9 protein-coding genes, 2 pseudogenes and 1 other annotated feature are annotated in these 16,162 nt (G+C 56.3%); of the genes and pseudogenes, 1 reads left to right on the top strand and 10 read right to left on the bottom strand.

All coding sequences use genetic code 11. The annotated features are described in order from the left end of the window. Nucleotides 1-10: 10 nt before the first annotated feature. Nucleotides 11-730: a helix-turn-helix transcriptional regulator gene (locus AKU94_RS06740; RefSeq protein ID WP_050526537.1), complete on the top strand. Its 720-nt coding sequence runs from the start codon at nucleotides 11-13 to the stop codon at nucleotides 728-730. 13 nt (nucleotides 731-743) lie between these two features. On the opposite strand, the pseudogene AKU94_RS06735 reads toward AKU94_RS06740, so the two are convergent. The 10 genes and pseudogenes from AKU94_RS06735 to AKU94_RS06685 form a co-directional block, all read right to left on the bottom strand. Continuing rightward, nucleotides 744-2,065: pseudogene (locus AKU94_RS06735) on the bottom strand (MFS transporter). A gap of 7 nt (nucleotides 2,066-2,072) precedes the next feature. After that, complete coding sequence (locus tag AKU94_RS19110; RefSeq protein WP_456300035.1) at nucleotides 2,073-2,198, bottom strand: hypothetical protein; 126 nt, start codon at nucleotides 2,196-2,198, stop codon at nucleotides 2,073-2,075. A gap of 7 nt (nucleotides 2,199-2,205) precedes the next feature. Beyond that, entirely contained in the window at nucleotides 2,206-3,024 is an 819-nt protein-coding gene (qatD, locus tag AKU94_RS19105; RefSeq protein ID WP_083444975.1) for a Qat anti-phage system TatD family nuclease QatD, read from the bottom strand. Further along, complete coding sequence (gene qatC, locus AKU94_RS06725) at nucleotides 3,021-4,340, bottom strand: Qat anti-phage system QueC-like protein QatC (RefSeq protein WP_050526535.1); 1,320 nt, start codon at nucleotides 4,338-4,340, stop codon at nucleotides 3,021-3,023. The genes qatD and qatC overlap by 4 nt, the downstream gene beginning before the upstream one ends. Further along, nucleotides 4,333-4,653 (bottom strand): hypothetical protein, encoded by a 321-nt coding sequence (locus tag AKU94_RS06720; protein WP_050526534.1) that lies wholly within the window; start codon nucleotides 4,651-4,653, stop codon nucleotides 4,333-4,335. Before AKU94_RS06720 ends, qatC begins: the two co-directional genes overlap by 8 nt. Before the next feature lie 438 nt (nucleotides 4,654-5,091). Continuing rightward, entirely contained in the window at nucleotides 5,092-6,852 is a 1,761-nt protein-coding gene (locus tag AKU94_RS06710; protein ID WP_050526532.1) for a KAP family P-loop NTPase fold protein, read from the bottom strand. A 462-nt stretch (nucleotides 6,853-7,314) separates the two neighbouring features. Next, a complete protein-coding gene (locus AKU94_RS06705; RefSeq protein WP_050526531.1) occupies nucleotides 7,315-12,021 on the bottom strand; it encodes a DUF3320 domain-containing protein in 4,707 nt (1,568 codons plus the stop codon). Nucleotides 12,022-12,457: 436 nt separating this feature from the next. Further along, nucleotides 12,458-13,872: pseudogene (locus AKU94_RS19100) on the bottom strand (IS3 family transposase). Beyond that, nucleotides 13,450-13,645: a sequence feature (AL1L pseudoknot), on the bottom strand. It overlaps the preceding pseudogene by 196 nt. 108 nt (nucleotides 13,873-13,980) lie before the next feature. Further along, the gene (locus AKU94_RS06690; protein ID WP_050526530.1) at nucleotides 13,981-14,304 is read right to left on the bottom strand and encodes a type I restriction-modification system subunit M N-terminal domain-containing protein; all 324 of its coding nucleotides are present in this window, start codon (nucleotides 14,302-14,304) and stop codon (nucleotides 13,981-13,983) included. A 451-nt stretch (nucleotides 14,305-14,755) separates the two neighbouring features. Then, nucleotides 14,756-14,989, bottom strand: a complete 234-nt coding sequence (locus AKU94_RS06685; RefSeq protein ID WP_157056451.1) for a hypothetical protein — start codon at nucleotides 14,987-14,989, stop codon at nucleotides 14,756-14,758. Nucleotides 14,990-16,162: the final 1,173 nt, after the last annotated feature.

Genomic DNA, 16,162 nt, shown 5'->3' with positions numbered 1-16,162 from the left:
GTGTGTAAACATGAACATTCGCCTTCGCCATGATACCATCGTGCGCATCCTTCGCCGCAACGGCACGTCAACCATCGACGCCCTGGCGCAAAGCGTTGGCGCATCAAGACGAACGGTTCTGCGCGACATCTGTGCATTGCGCGATCAGGGCTTTGTCATCCATTCCGAAACGGGGCGGGGTGGCGGTGTGCAGCTTGACCCGCAATCCATGCAAACCACGGCGCGGCTATCGGTGGCCGAGGTGTTTGCGCTTCTTATCAGCGTTGCTGCGATGCGGGCGGCGCAAAACTTGCCCTTTTCTGATCTTGCTGATGCGGGTCTGGCCAAGATTGAGCGGTCCTTGCCACCCGATAAAGTGCGCGATCTGCGCCGGTTTCTGGATTGTTTGCATATTGGGCAGCTATCGCCGCAGCAAGATCTTTCCGATCTTGGGCCGATCACCCCTGCGTTGCTGCCAGCGTTCGAGACTGCATTTTTGCAGCAACTCCACCTCAGGTTTTTATATCGCGATGCGAAAGGGGCCGAAACGCTGCGCGAGGTCGAACCGCAGGCCATGCTGATCCTGTCGCCCCTGTGGTATTGGGTGGGTTGGGACCCGGCGCGCGACGACTTCCGGCATTTTCGAATGGATCGGATCAGCGACCCCAAAGCCATTGAGGGCACGCAGTTCCGCAGACGACATGTGCCCTTTGCGGATGATGTCTGCCCTTATAACAACTTGACGCGGTGATTGCCCCGCTGCGTCACTCGCGCAAACGCGGCCAATGTTGATGGAAATCGTCGATGATGATGACGTGGCTGTGGCTGCGTCCATCCTGCACATGGGGATGATCTGCTGGCAGGTCGTCATGGCTATGCGCAAGCGCCACATCATCGCTGCGCGGCCAAAGCAATATGCCGCCAGCCAGTCCGATAGCCGCTAGACCCGCGAGCGCGACAAGCGCCGTTGCCGCCCCAAAATCGGTGATGAGCCAACCAGCCAATGGATAGGCCACCAGCCAGCATGCATGAGACAGCGCAAATTGGGCAGCATAGACGGCGGGCCTGTCTTCGGCATGTGCCGAGCGTTTCAGCAGCCGTCCGGATGGGGTCAAAACCGTGGAATAGCCCACCCCGATCACCAACCACCCTGCCAAAAGGGGATACCAGCCGACGCCGCTTATCAGCGTCAGCGCGGCGAGGCCAAGCAGACTGACGACCAGCACAACAGCGCCAACAATCATCACAGGTCGATCGGGTCGGGATCCAGAAGCCGCGGCAAAACAAGGGCTGCAAGCATGGAGCCGCCCCCAAATGCGGCGAGGGCCAAGGCCACCTGTGCCTCACCCAGCCCGAGATCAGACCGCACCAATACAACCGTATTGACCAGCACCATCGCGCCCGCCGCCGCGGCGGCAAGGTTCAGTGACAAAAGCCCACGCAAACGCGGTGTGGCAAGGTAGATGCGCATCCCTCGCGTTGTGCGGTCGTAAATCCCACGCCGCGCCGTTTCCTTTGGGCTGGGCAGCAGCACGGAAACAACCAAAGCGGCGGAGCCTACAAAGCCAAATACCGTCCCAAAAAACAATGCCTGATAGCTGAAATAGGCCAACAAAATCGCCGCCATCATCGGGCTGATTATATTCTCCAGGTCATAGGCCAGCCGCGAAAGCGACAGGGCGCGGGTGTAGCGGTCTTCCTCGGGCAGAATGTCGGGGATGGTTGCCTGAAACGTGGGCGTAAAGGCGGCAGAGGCCGATTGCAGCACAAAGATCAGAATATAGACCTGCCAAATCTCGCTGACAAACGGCAGGCAAACCGCGACTGCGGCCCGGATCAGGTCAAGGCTGACCAGCATGGTGCGGCGCGGCCACCTGTTGGCAAAGGCCCCCGCGATGGGCGCAATACCCACATAGGCCACCATCTTGATTGTAAAGACAGTTCCCAGCACCAGCCCCGCGCGGTCCCCCGCCAGATCAAAGGCCAGCAGCCCAAGTGCGATCGTCGCAAGTCCGGTCCCCAGCAGGGCGATGATTTGGGCCAGAAAAAGGTGACGATAGGTGCGGTCTGCAAGCACAGCGAGCATGGGGGCCTCAAAGATATTTGATGATGGTTTTGAACTCGGTGGTTATTGGCGAACCGGCATCCGGCCCCCCCGCAGCGGTATCAAGGCAATGGTCGGTATGGTCTTGGATCAGTGTGCGCTTGGCTTGTGCAATGGCCTTTTCAACGGCGTGGAGTTGCTGGGCAATATCGGTTCGCCGATTGGGTGGTCAATCTGCCCTCTGAAACGGCAACGTCAGTGCCAGCTGGGCGATTGGTTTCGACAACGCGCCTAAGGTTGCCCAAAAGCTGTTGCTTTACATCTTCCGGCTCGCATTTCCAATGTTTTGCCAGCTCGGCAAAGGCAGAAGACAGAGCTTCTCTAGGGTAACTGTGGCCCTTGGTTGAGGCGAATGGGGCATCCGTTTCCGTCAGAATTCTCTCTCTAGGGATCTTGGCCAGTAATGATCCCGCCCGCTTGCTTCGCAACATTGGCAGTCCAACCGAGAACCAAGCACCAAGCTCAACGGCCCGCTCGGCATCACGGATGGGACCGGTGAACCAGTGCAGAATTGGTATTCCACAACCCGGATATTGTTTTAGGGCCTCCAGCACCTCACCGCTCGCATGCCTGCTGTGGATGGACAAGATCTTGCCCCCCGCATCTGAGCAGGATCGCAACAGCCTGTTGAAAACCTCGTTTTGTAGGTCAAGGTGCCGCGCAAACTCATTTCCGCCATCGAGTCCGATCTCCCCGACATAACGGGTCTCTGAGATTAGGCGGCAAAAAAGATCGACCTCTTGGTGCCGTTCATGGACGAGTTGAGGGTGAAGGCCGAGCGCGGTTCGGATTCGTGATGACTTGGTTGGCAGTCGGGCAGTCTTGGCAAAAGCCTTAGGGGTGGTCGTGACTGAGAGAAGATAGATCCCTGCCGCCTCGACCTCAGACACAACAGCCGCTGGTCGAGGAAACAGGTCAAGGTGGCAGTGAAAATCAATCAATCGGGTATCCCCTTGCTTCTAAGGTAGTTGCGGACCTCCGCAAGGCCTCTCTCTTGAACACCAAACCAGCCGTCCCGCTCGCCGATCTGGAGTGGCAGTGGACCACTTGCGATTGCCCTTGCCTTCAGATTCTCGGCGCCCTCCCTCGAGGCGAGCACCATTGCGAGAAGGTCGTCGCGGATCTCCAGATCTTTCCACGCACTGATGACATCATAGCGATAGCGGGTCTGATCGTCGATCCCGGCTCTGAAGAACGCTGCCCTACGGATCAAGCAGGGCACGCAGTAGCCGCACTGTGTGTTTTTCCGCTTCCACTTGCCGCAGGAAACGGTCCCGGAAAAGATGGCCGTTGGACGCCCAGCTCGCGCGGCATCGTCCATCATCTCACCCTTGGTCTGATGCCGAAACTCATTGGCAAGCCGGACCGGCAACCCTACCACATCTAGGACATCTTGGATAAGGCTGAGGAAATGTGGATGCGTGGTCCGGGTGCTGTGTGACCCGACACGCCTGCGCGTCAGGGGAGCATTCAGGGCGATGAAGCCGTTCTCCGGGACAAACAGATCTACCGTTCCTTTTGAGGCCCCACGCTTAGATGCCACCGCGCTGGCGACCACTGCGCCGTAGGCCAGAAAGCCAAGGCTACGGGTCCGCATGCTGGTATCGTTCGGGCCACCACCCGTCTTTGCCGGGTGGGCGTTTGCCTCAAACCATGGCAGTTGTTTCCCCAACTGGGGAGCGAGCTTCCTCTGGTAGCTTTTGTCACCGCGATAGGAGTGGCTGACGAGAACCGGAGTCCGGCCACTGGCGACCAACTTACTGACACCGAGAAGGCTGTCGAGTCCCCCTGAGAAAAGCGACACACAGTCAGCCGACCCTATCCCGACCGCCTTACGTTTCCGGAGTATCGCAGCCTGACTCGGTGGACGAGGGCCGCCAGACCTAACCGATATAGCCCATTGATCGCCACTGAGGAAATCGAGCGCTCGCTTTAAGATCGGCAGCACGGGAGCCCAGACCGCAGGCTGGGCAAGCGGGATATCGATCTCAATTTTCCTGGACCAGCCGTTCGCAGCACACCGGCCGCGATCGACAAACGTATCGGCCGCGATGACTGCCATTGCTATCGAGAGAAAGTCAAACGCACGCTCATCTACCCTGACCCCAAGTCCGGCAATCGCCGAAGGAAGTTGATTCCCAACCGACCCGGTCGCCTGTCGCATCGGCCTTGGTCCATAAAAAACGACATCAAGCCGACCGTCCTCCGTGATCGCGGGTAGGGTGATCTTGTCGAGGTGAAACACAAGCTTACTCACCGTATGCCTCCCATGCCGCCCAGACCTCGTTGATCGTCTCTCGCATAAACTGTCGAATATCGGCCTGCACGATGTTGCTCTTCCCTTCGAGCCGAGGACTGAGATTGACCTCAATAACCGCTCTAATGGTCTCGAGGAGCGCGCCCTCGGCCTCGGGAGTGCTAGTGGCCGTTCCATTTGCCCAGGAACCACCGACTTCTTCCACGATTTCCTGAAACACAGCCTGCGAAAGATACTCACCAAGGATTCTTTGGATCGTCTCATCATCCAGGCGTCCAGGGTCAAATTCCTCCTCACCCAGCACTTCGATCATCGCCTGATCGATTGACTCTCGGATCCGGTCCGCATCGCCATTGGCTGGCGCGAGCGCTTCGCTCAGTCTTTGGCAGACAACGTCAAGTGGTTGTCCGGTAAGCGAAGCCTTTGAAAGCCCCCGATCGTCAGCCAGAATCCCGTCCCCTCCGAGAGAGGATAGGACAGAGTAGAGATCGCCGCCCGAAGTATAAACGCTTCCGAATCTTCGCGGACCAACAGAGCTCCCGCCGGTTGCGGTGCGAGCATAATGCCCTAGGGAGCGTTGGAGGTCTTGCTGATCCCCGGTTTGTAAGTATTTTCCGAAGTTTCGACGAAACGCCTGAAAGCGCTTGGGCTCTGGCTGCGGAACTGGCTTGCCGGGTTCATCGTCTGCCCATGGTGGCACCAGGGGTTGATCTCTGCCGGATCCTTTAGAGGATGCTGACGTGCCCATACTTTACTGCCCCTTGTCCTTCATAAGACTCGCCATCCACGGCGGCACTTTGGGCAGAGACCCGACATAACGCACCAAGCGCGCGTGAGCCTCCGCAGACGTTTGCGCCAGAAGAACCGCTCCACGAAAATCGGCCCTAATCTTGGTCCATTCCAGATTTCGATTCATGGACAAACACAATTCTTCCATAACACTCTCTATCTCGCCTGGGTTGAGTGTGGAAATTGCATCCTGTGAGACTTTGGATGTCATAGAAACAGTTTTTCGCAATACTTCGAGCGCCGCAACAGCTGCGAGACTCAAGCCAGCCGATATGGGCTGGATCGGCAGGGTCTCTCGAGAGAGATAGAAAACGGCACGCAGGTCAACACCGCCCAACGGCGGATCAAGTTGCAGCCAGTCCTGAATGAACGCTTTGTGTTTCTGCCATTCTTTCGGGAGTTGGCTCTCGAAAGCCTCATCGTCTTCGAAGAGTGTGGCCTCGAGGCTTTTCAGCAGATCAACTTTTCCGCTTTGCGCATTATTGACCAGCCGTCCGAAAGAGCGGATGGCATCCCCGTCCGTGCAACGTTCGAACAAAGCCAATTTTGCAATCAGACCCTCATCAAGAGGCATTTTCCGGCGCCGCGCTACGGCAGCCCTCATGCGAATGACATTCAGAAGTCGCTTCACAATACGGGGGTTACCCTGCACTCGCTCGGCGTAAGCCAGCTGACTCGCTACCTGATCCATCGTATCAAGATGTCGCAGGACGGCATGGCTGGGCTGAAGCTGCAGTATGGCAGCCACCTCTTCTACCGTAATCGGCGGCTCATCAGACCAACTTCGACGCAGCCTTTCGATAAGCGTGACACGGAGTTTTTCCACAACCTCTTCACCAAGGCCACCTTGGGAGGCGGCAAGCATGAAAAGATATGCCCGGACCTCCTGCAGCCCCAGCTTCGGCACACGAACTGGCACGTTGATCAGCTTGTCCAGATAATCTGAAACATGTCGGTCCCCTGGTCCGGAGAAGTGTTTCGCGACGGAATGCCTGATCATGTCCTCGTCGGCCGCAACGATGAAAGCGGTCTTAGGAAGAAACAGGAACAGCCTCATGGCCTCAAGGGTGGCAATCGTATTTGGCGGCAGGCATCGGTCCAGATTATCGACAAACACGACCAGTCTTCGGTCTATCGATTCAAGAAGGCTGGCAAACTCCTCCCGAAAGGCTTCGATTTCCTCCGGCGGGTTGCGCTTTTCTTTTTCTTGGAGCAAGCCGCCGAGTTGTTCGTTCCCCTCGGCGATCGCCCCGCGGATATCACCGACATCCTCAGCACCACCCTCACCGCGAAAGACGTTGCCAAGCGCGCCCAGTCCCTTGGTTATTCCACCGAAGGTCGGGACGCCCATCGCCAGCGCGCCTAGGTCCATGGCGATCCCCATAACCTTCAGCTTGTTTACTCGGCGGTAAAAGCTCGCGGCCTTCTCTTTATGTCCTTCGGGAGCCGCTGCGTAGAGGCTTTTCGCAATTACGGTCATCAGGGCCGACTTCGCCTCGTCAAAATCCTGGTAGAGCCAGGCATCGAAGTCGACGACCACATACCGACTATCCGCCAGTTCTTGAGAAATCAGACGTAAGATACTAGACTTGCCAACCCCCCAGCTCCCATACACCCCGATTGATGTGGGTAACATTGAGTCGTCTAACAATATCTCGGCGATCATCTCCGAAACTTCCGAGTAGTTCAAATAGTCAATGCGACTTTCGGTGTCGGACCACATACAAAATTTCCCTGCCGTTTCACCCGGCCCCCCTTAACTAAAAACAGTCATCGAATATGATGGACTGCTCGGATCGAGGTATCCAGCACCTATACTCTTCATTGATTATGAATGGGCCGATATGCTTCTGTAAAGTGCGGACTTGCCGCACACCAAAATTGATGGATCTGATCCCACACGGTAGTGTCTTGCGTTTCAACCGCCACGCCCGTCACTTAGGCGACAGAGACGGAGGCAGGATCATACGTCATTTTGGCTTTCTCTCTCGAGGATGATGAATCCTGCGGGAAGTCGCCCCAGCTTTCCGAAACGCCGTGACCCACCGCAATAATTCCGCTGACGTTTCATGAGATTGTCATATTTCAGAGGGGTCAGCGCCATATGGAAAAATGGGGGTGCGGCATGAATTCGGAGGTTTGAGCTGCAGCTTTGGGCCGAAACGTCCATTTTACACGGCAACGCTTAATCCGCCATGACAACCGCCAGAATAGCCTCGGACAAGTCCGGCCCGACCCGCTGGAACCCCAGCAATCGCGCCACGGCTTTGGTCATTTCTTCGGGGGGCATGATGCCGCTTTCGTTGCGAATGCGGGTCACTGCTGCAGAGATTTCCATTGGTGGCAAGCATTCGGCCTTCAGGATTGCACCTGTTTCGGCCCTACGGTCACGAACTGGCGGAGCGGTGGCTTGCCCTTCGGTCAGGACGAACTTGCCCACGGTTATCAAACTACTGTCGCTGCGTTTTTGCACCGCGTTGAGTGCCCGGTGGGTCGCATCAACGATCCGGCCACCTGTCCTCGCCTTGCCAAAGGCTGCTGCAATCCTCCGCGCGAGCTCATCGATATGGATAGGGCCTTCGATCTCGACAATTTTAATGATCAGATCACCGATCTGCCCCACAGGCGCTTCGTGTGGCTCAACAGTGCTGCGGACTGACACTTCCGCACGCTGATAAGCTGGGGCCGTAAGCTCCAGATGCCCGATCTCAATCGGTGCTGAAGCATCTGGTGCGGCCGTAGCCGCTTGCAGCATCCCTCCGGCATTCGCGCCAGGAACTGATATTCCATCTGAGGCCAACTCTTTTGCAGTCAAAAGGGCGTCTGCAAGGCGGCGGACCTCATGGTCGCGACGGTGAAACCAATCGGTGCTCCAAATTCGGTGAAAGCGCCAACCTAAGCCTTCCAAAACATCCTGACGCAAACGGTCACGTTCGCGCGCCCAAAGTGCCGAATGATACGACGCCCCATCGCATTCGACGGCCACGATATACTGACCAAGCCGATCAGGGTGACGCACCCCAATGTCAATGCGAAAACCGGCCGTGCCAACTTGTGGATCTGCCTCATAGCCAAGGCCGCGAATAACGCGGGTGACATCCTCTTCAAACGGGCTATCGGCATCAAAGCCCGTTGCGACCTGCTCCTCAATAATGCCGGTTTTTGCATAGTCCAGAAAGCGTTTCAAAACACGGGGACCATCCCGCGATGAGCGGCTTGGATCAATATCGCCGGGGTCGAACGAGGCAAAAACCTCGCAACGGATTCTGGCGCGCGAAAAAAGCACATTCAGGCGGCGCTCGCCACCTTCCCCATTCACCGGGCCAAAAGACATAGAGGCCAATCGCCCGTTTGGTTCCTGCGGACCATAGCCGACCGAGATAAAGATCACATCACGTTCATCGCCTTGCACGTTTTCAATATTCTTAACGAACACATCTTCGGCCCGCCCTTCGCGCAAAAAGGTATCAAGAACAGGGTCGCGGCGGCGTTCATACTCCAACGCCTCGGTCAGTGTATCGGACTGCGCTTTGGAAAAGGCGACGACGCCGAGAGACAAGTCGGGGTTAGAGCGGGCATGCTCGGCAACGGCTTTGACGACATGCTGCGCCTCAACTTTATTGGTGCCTGCCCGCGCGGTCGTGGTTTTGCCGCGCGCATAGACGCCCGGCACACGACGAAATTTCAAGCCGTAATTCGGGTCAAGCTGCAATGGCGACGGCGGCAGAACCAGATTATCGTCATAAAACTCGGCATTCGATACCCGGATCAGCGACGGATCGCGGGATCGATAATGCCATTCCAACATGCGCGACCGCAAACCTTTGGCCTCACAAAGCGAAAGGATGCTTTCCATATCCGCAGCCGTTGCCCCCACAGGCATTTCGTCGTCGCCCTCCTCGTCGTCAGCCTCATCAACAAGGCGATCAAAGAAGGACGTGGGCGGCAGCTGCTTTTGATCCCCGACCACAACAATTTGGCGCGCGCGGGCTATCACGCCCAATGCATCCTCGGGTCGAATTTGCGATGCCTCGTCGATTACCAGCAAGTCAAACATCACCATTCCCGGCGGCAAAAACTGCGCCACCGAAATTGGGCTCATCAACATAACCGGTTTGATGCGTTGCACCATTGACCCCGCATTTTTCATCACCCATCGAATGGGCTTGTGCCGGCTTTTGCGGCCAATTTCGCCGCGGATCACCCCCATCTCGCCCATGCTGCCCCGAGGTATCTGTGTAAAATGGCGGGCAAGGATAAGCGCTTGGGCATCATTTAGACGCGAGCGCTCCTTTGCCTGAAACATCCGCACAAGGTCGTGGCGATCCATTCCGGCCAACTGCTCCAATTCCGGCTTTGCCACACGCGCTGCATTCCAACGGGCCTCAGCACAGGCATAGAAGAATTCATCCATGGCCAATGCCGGTTCAGTGCGACCATCGGCAACAGCATCGATCACGCCGCCCGCCCCGTTTTCTACTGCCTGCGCGGTCGCACGGGCCAGTGCCGCCCAATCAGCGTAGCGACCGCTATCCGCGCGCATTAGTTCAAAGGCGGCGGCCAGATCAGCCATATCTGAGTCCGCCATATCGGGTCCAAGGTCGGCCTGTTCAAGATCAAGCTTGAGCCGCGCGATTGGCGTTTCAGCTTTTTGCTGCGCATCACTTGCCAAAGCAGCCACCGCTTGGGCCGCTTGCCCAGGGGCATCCGTTTTCCCCAATGCGGTCATAACGTCGGCAGCGGAGGTAAAACCCGCCGCCTTTGCCTTGGCAAGCCACGTTGACACAACCATTGTCCCAGCAAACTCTGTGCGTTCACCGCGCCAATTTTCGCCCAAAGCGGCTTGCAGCCAAGCTTCCTCATCGGCAAGGCTCTGTCTGTGGGTTTGCACCTCCAGCAATTCATCAACCAAGGCCAGTCGGTCGCCTGCTAGCTTTGGCAGCGGGCCCGACAATAACCCTGCCAACGCAGCTGACGCCTTGCGATAGGGCCCAAAGAGCCGCGCAAAGAATGAGGCCTGGCCGCCCGCAATGGCAGATCGCAGCGATCCAACCTCAGCTGACCAGGCAACAGCCGCAAACCGCCCTTCGGCTGCACGGCGCGCCTTGGCCCAATCACTACCAGCGGTCAATGCCTCGCTCAAGCGCGATTGGCCCAGCCGATTGAACAGGCTTTGCGTGACAAACGTTTGCGCCTGATCGGGTGCAGATGCCAATACCTCCAAGCTGGCCACCAAGGCGGTAACATCGGCAAGTGAACCTGGCACAGTCCGATGCAATGGCATCGCCAGGCTTGCGGCTTCAGCGGAAACAGCTGTCAATGCGGCGGCGGCGGCCCCCAACTCTCCGCTTAAACGGGCAAGGTCGGTTGGCTGAAGGTTGTATTCGGCTACTCCTCGGTAAGGATGTGTCTCTGGCGCACCGACACCCTTTAGCGCCTCAACGAATCGCACAATGGCTTGCAGAGCGGCCCTTCGTTGCGGCGGCCCAAGATTTTCAAGACCAACAAGCGGAATTGACGGCGGTTGTGCGCCCCGCCCGATCAGGCCGATGATCTCGGACATCGCACGAAAAGGTGTGTCACCTGCTGCGCCCACCGGCATGTGGAGCAGGTCAGAAATCTTATTGAGCGCATCGCGGTTCTTGCGCAGGCTGGTCACATCAGAGACATCGGGCACCGCTGCTGCGCTGGCCATCAATGTTCGGCCAAGCTCTTGCGCCAATGCCTTTTTATTCGCACTGCGGGAATGCAATTCCAAACAAATATCACGCAGCCCCGACCGCACCAAGCGGTGATGCACAACCGACAATGCCGCCATCTTTTCGGCGACGAACAGCACCGTTTTGCCATCATGCGCCGCCGCCGCGATCAGATTGGTGATGGTCTGCGATTTCCCTGTGCCGGGCGGCCCCTGCACGACAAGGTTGGCCCCGCGTCGAACCTCTTCAATCACTTTAGTCTGCGACGCGTCGGCATCAACAACCTGAATGATATCCGCCGGGTCCAACAGCACATCAAGCTTGTCATCGGGCCCGAAAATCGATGTGCCCCCATCAAAGCCTTCGGCCAACAACCCAGCCAAAAGAGGGCTTTCCGTTAACCCACCGTCAGGCCACGCAGCAGGATCAAGGTCGCGGTGCATCAACAATTTGGCGAAAGAGAAAAACCCAAGCTGCATCCCATCCGCATCAACCGCCCACCCCGGTTGGCCCGAGACCGCATCAGTTACTTGGTCAAAATAGGCCGAAGGCTGCCACGCTTCGCCCTCGTCAATTTCAGGCAAAAGGATACCGAAATCCTGCCGCAGGCGCTCTTGCAGTGGCAGGTTGGTAGTGATGTCATCTTCGCGCGCGCGAATATCAAAGGTAGAGGTCCGTTCATTGCGCACCAATTCAACCGGAAGCAGCACCAACGGCGCCTCACGCCAAACATCGGAACTGCTGCTTTCGCGCCATTTCAAAAATCCCAGCGCGAGGTAAAGAATGTTCAACCCCTGCTCTTCCTCGGCTGTGCGGGCATCGCTAAAAAGCCGCAACAGCCGGCGCGCCTGCGCCTCGGGGCCAAGTGGAGTTTCAAGAAACTGGTCGGTAAACCGCTCAGGACCCGCACTTTCTGCCGTCTCATTTTCATCCGGCAAAAGGTTAAACTGTCCGTCGTCCTGCTCCTCGCCGGATTTGCGATCCTTACCCATCGGCTTGAACCGCATGCGTTTGGCCTGATCGCGCAACATATCGAAAATGTCGTCTGACCGTTCATTGATGATGTTCAGCGTGTTCGACCGCTGGTTAGCCCGATTTACATGTATCAGCCTGTTGCGGGTGCCCGTCTCCAAGAGCTTACGCCGCGCGGCATCCAAAACTCTTGTCGTCAACCGATCCACAGAATTAAGCATGAAAAACAAACCTTTCGTCAAATGCGCGCCGATACAATAACAACACAGTTAAACAAACAGCACCAGTGCATTGCTAGGATCGGTTCTTTCCAGTTCTGATCGCCACAATGCTAGCTAGGGCGATTTTATCCGGGCTGCTAACCTATTGCCACAACAAGCGCCGCATGGGTTCAATCTGCAAGATTCTTTGAACTTATCGCAACACCCCTTTCAGCCATCTAAAAGTGAATACCAGAACCGAGAGCCATATTAGAATTAGCCACGAACCGGACTATGTTGCCGCATTCCACCTCACGGCAACCCTAAGTCCCTAACCAGACCACAGGGACTGCGGGGGCTGATCCGGTTGTTCAGCCCCAAAATTGCGACTTAGTGATATATCTTTAAGATATGGATATGAACCGCCCCGGTTTCACCGGAGACCAATTAGTCCGTGTTACGCGACCATATCGAGTGTGTTCAAGTTTGCATAGAAGGCCTTCTCTGCTTCTGCGGGTGGGATATTTCCGATGGGCTCAAGCAGGCGGCGGTTGTTGAACCAATCGACCTATAAGCCGGTAGGCGATGCTCTTGCATCGCCGTAAGGCCATTTTAGGGTTTCCAACTCGACCTCTTCCATTGTTTTCCATGAACTGCGCCGCCGGATGACCTCGGTTTTGTAAAGGCCGTTGATGGTCTCAGCCAAAGCGTTGTCGTAGGCGTCGCCGACGCTGCCAACGGATGGCTCAATACCCGCCTTTGCCAAGCGCTCGGTGTAGCGAATGGACACGTACTGCCCGCCCACTGCCCGGCAGGGCATTGTGCAACAATGTCCCGAGAGGGGCGGTCCCTATGGTGAATAAGCCCGCCCTGATAGGTTGGACGGCGGGCATAAAGCGCTTGCTCAAGTGCATCGAGGACGAAGTCGGTCTTGGCAGACCGCGATGCTTTCCAGCTGACGATGCGGTTGGCGAAGGTGTCGATCACGAAGGCGACGTAAACAAATCCTTGCCATGTTGCGACATAAGTGAAGTCGCTGACCTGTTACCCGACAGACGATACGCAGTATCGGCGAGAGGGCACAACAAATTTGGCGCTGGCGCTCGGAACTTGCGGTTCACCTTGTCGCGAGGGCATGGAACTGAGGTATCGGGGGCCATTGTTTTCATAGCCTTTCCTCGAAGGATACCCCGTAAACCCATGCCCTTCATCAGGCGAGCCACGGTGCAGCGCGCCACAGCTTCACCTTCACGGCACAGCTGCCGCCAGGCTTTGCGGACACCATAAACCTCCCAGTTGTCATCCCAGACCTTCTGGATTTTTGGCCGCAAGACCGCATCCCGCTGCTGGCGTGCCGAGGCCTTGGACGGATCGGCGCGCACAGCGAGGCAGGCGTAGTAGGTCCCCTCTCGGCCGAATTGCCATGCAATTCGCCTGCCGGGCAATGGATGGGGCAATCGGCAGCACCCTGCAGATCGACCCGACCCCATGGACCACGCGATGATCATCCCCTCTCGGGCCATTGCTGCGCAATGCCCTGCCGGGCAACGAATAAAGCCGATCATGGCTTGAACGGGCGGTCGAGTTCCCGCTGCCCGGCAGCGGTTTGTCTTCAAACCGCGTAAGGGGCTGCGCAAAATACGCCGACGCCTTGCGTAGGATCTCGTTTGCCTGCCTAAGCTGGCGCACCTCACGTTCCAGTTCTTTGATCTTGTCACGCTCAGCACTGGTCGCACCGTCCCGTGCCCCGCTGTCCTGTTCCGCCTGCCGAACCCAGACCCTCAATGTCTCTGGGATGCAGCCAATCTTGGGGGCAATGGCAGCTACCGCCGCAGATTGCGTTTCATAGGAGCCTTGATGCTCCAGCACCATGCGAACAGCGCGCGCCCGCATCTCCCCCTCTCACGCATGTAAACATGCGTTGCCGGGCAGCGGGTGAATAACGGTTTGATGTCTTACTCTTTTCCATAGCCCTCATCCTTAGTCAGGTTGAAGGTCTCCGGCAAACAAGGGGCGGTTCAGGTCGATAACGCCGGACAGATCGTTTTCCTCGGCGATGCGGGCGATGATGGTGTCCATCCCCTCGCCGATATCCTTGGACCCGCGCAGCGCCTTCATGTCGGTAAAAGATGCCCCCACCGGCACCTCGATCAACGCATCCGCAAGCCCCGCACGGTCGGAGACATACTTCACGAACAGCAGTGTCAGGATGTAGTCTTTATAGAGCGACGCATCCATTCCGCCACGCAGCTGGTCGCAGCTTTCCCAAAGGGATCGATATATGTCGCTTTTCTTGATCGCCATGCCGCGCCCCCGTAGTCAGATCGTTATTATCGCAACAGCAATACGGTGGTTTCAAAAGAGATGACACCGCCAAGCATGCTATAGCTCACATTTATTAGGCTGCAGTGTCGCGGTTAGGCCAAGGGCTTGCTACACCGTTGTCCCACGCCAAAGCCTCTGGGAGGATATAGAGCATCCGGTTGGCAAGGTAGTGGCGCGTTAACAACTCATCATTCGACAGGGTCGCGATGCAGGACTGCACATCTGGGATGCGTCCCTCGCAGGGTGAACGGTGCCTGCGCAGTGCGCGTCCCTACGGTGTGGCAAGAATGAGAATGGTTACGGCGGGATAGCTACTGACCAGCAAGAAAACCTCAAGTCGGCCCAGCCCCGCGAACAGCGTCCCCTCGGCAATGAAAGCCGATGGTCAGGTCAAAACATTCATACGGAAATCGCGAGGTAGGAAATTGCTCTAGCCCAGACACCCCCTCTTGACGAACGTGATGGGCGCGATGTCGGTGGCCTGCATCGTCAGTGCGTTGACCCGGAGCAGGCCCTGCGAGAGGATGAAACTGACAGCCAAGGCGGCGGTATCGGTCAAGGAAAGGTTCGAATATCCGCAAAAGATCGCCAAAATATTCTCACGGGCTTCAGAAATATTGTCAGAAAGAAGCTCGATCCCAAAACAGCACATCAATCCAAGCAAGATTTAATATCATTTTTGAAAGTCTGAATTACCTTATTCCATCTCGCTGTCGGCCACCTTGCCACTGCAAAATACGCATCACAAAGTTGCCACTTCCACGAGCAGGGTCCAAAAGCCGCGCGTCGAAGCGGTCGGCTTCGCCACCCACAAAATCCGGCATAGCGTCCACAATCCAGACGGGCGTAAACACCTCGTCTGGGTGGACAACACGTTGTTTGGATCTAATCAAATCATGTGGGGATCATCGCAGAATCTGCAAAGGTGGGGGTTACTCGATCCGAATTGTAGGAAAAACGGAGTGCATAAATTTAATGAACTACCACAATGCAGCTAAGATTTTGCGCTCCAGGCGCTCGGGGTAAGACGTGTCATGGGCATCTTTCGGCGCGCCCGACCATCCGGCCTCACCCGATAGCATGCACTGACGCGTGATGGCCCACCGCTTTTAATATGCCTCCGCCCGGAATTTCGGCGGCCTGCAACCTCTGATTCCGCTCCGCGTCTCAGCGGTTGGCCATAGATAAATGACCGGAATCCGACGGAACCCATTATAATCGATAAAAAATATGACAATCCGTAAAACAGAGTTCGCCTGTTTTGGTATCCGACAATATAGGGTTTAGACCAAATTGCTGGCAATTTTGAGGAAAATGACAGGATTTTCAAAAAATAACAGCAATGTCCCAATAAGATAAGCGCAGGAAAACGGCTAAAAACCGCGCAAATAACACGCGTATTTTGCCAAAAGCTCCACAAAATAGCTTTGATCTATACGGCGTCAAACACACCATCCCCAATGAAGATATCGAAAAAACGAATGGGTTCTGAGACAACTGTGGCCCTCACAGATCATTCACATTCCCTCGAAACAAACTAATTTTAACTCCAATATTGGCCGAAATAGTTCAAATAATTAGTGTCAGATCAACTGGTTCTACAGGCGAACAAACGTTAGCCATAGCTGAACAAAGATCAAATATTCCAACCATGTTCCGCCAAGCTTTGTCATAATTCTTTTCCTCACAGTGTCAAAATCATACAACTAGGCGGCCATCACACCACCCGATATCTGGCGATAACCTCGCTTGTCCCATCGCAAACCCCAGCCTTCATCGAAACTTAGCCCCTCCATTTCGCTAGTTCCCTTATACATGATGTTCCCTTAAAGTTCCA

Origin of the sequence: Pseudorhodobacter aquimaris (assembly GCF_001202025.1) — a bacterium.
GTDB classification, from domain to species: domain Bacteria; phylum Pseudomonadota; class Alphaproteobacteria; order Rhodobacterales; family Rhodobacteraceae; genus Pseudorhodobacter; species Pseudorhodobacter aquimaris.
This window is presented reverse-complemented; position numbering and strand designations above follow the sequence as displayed.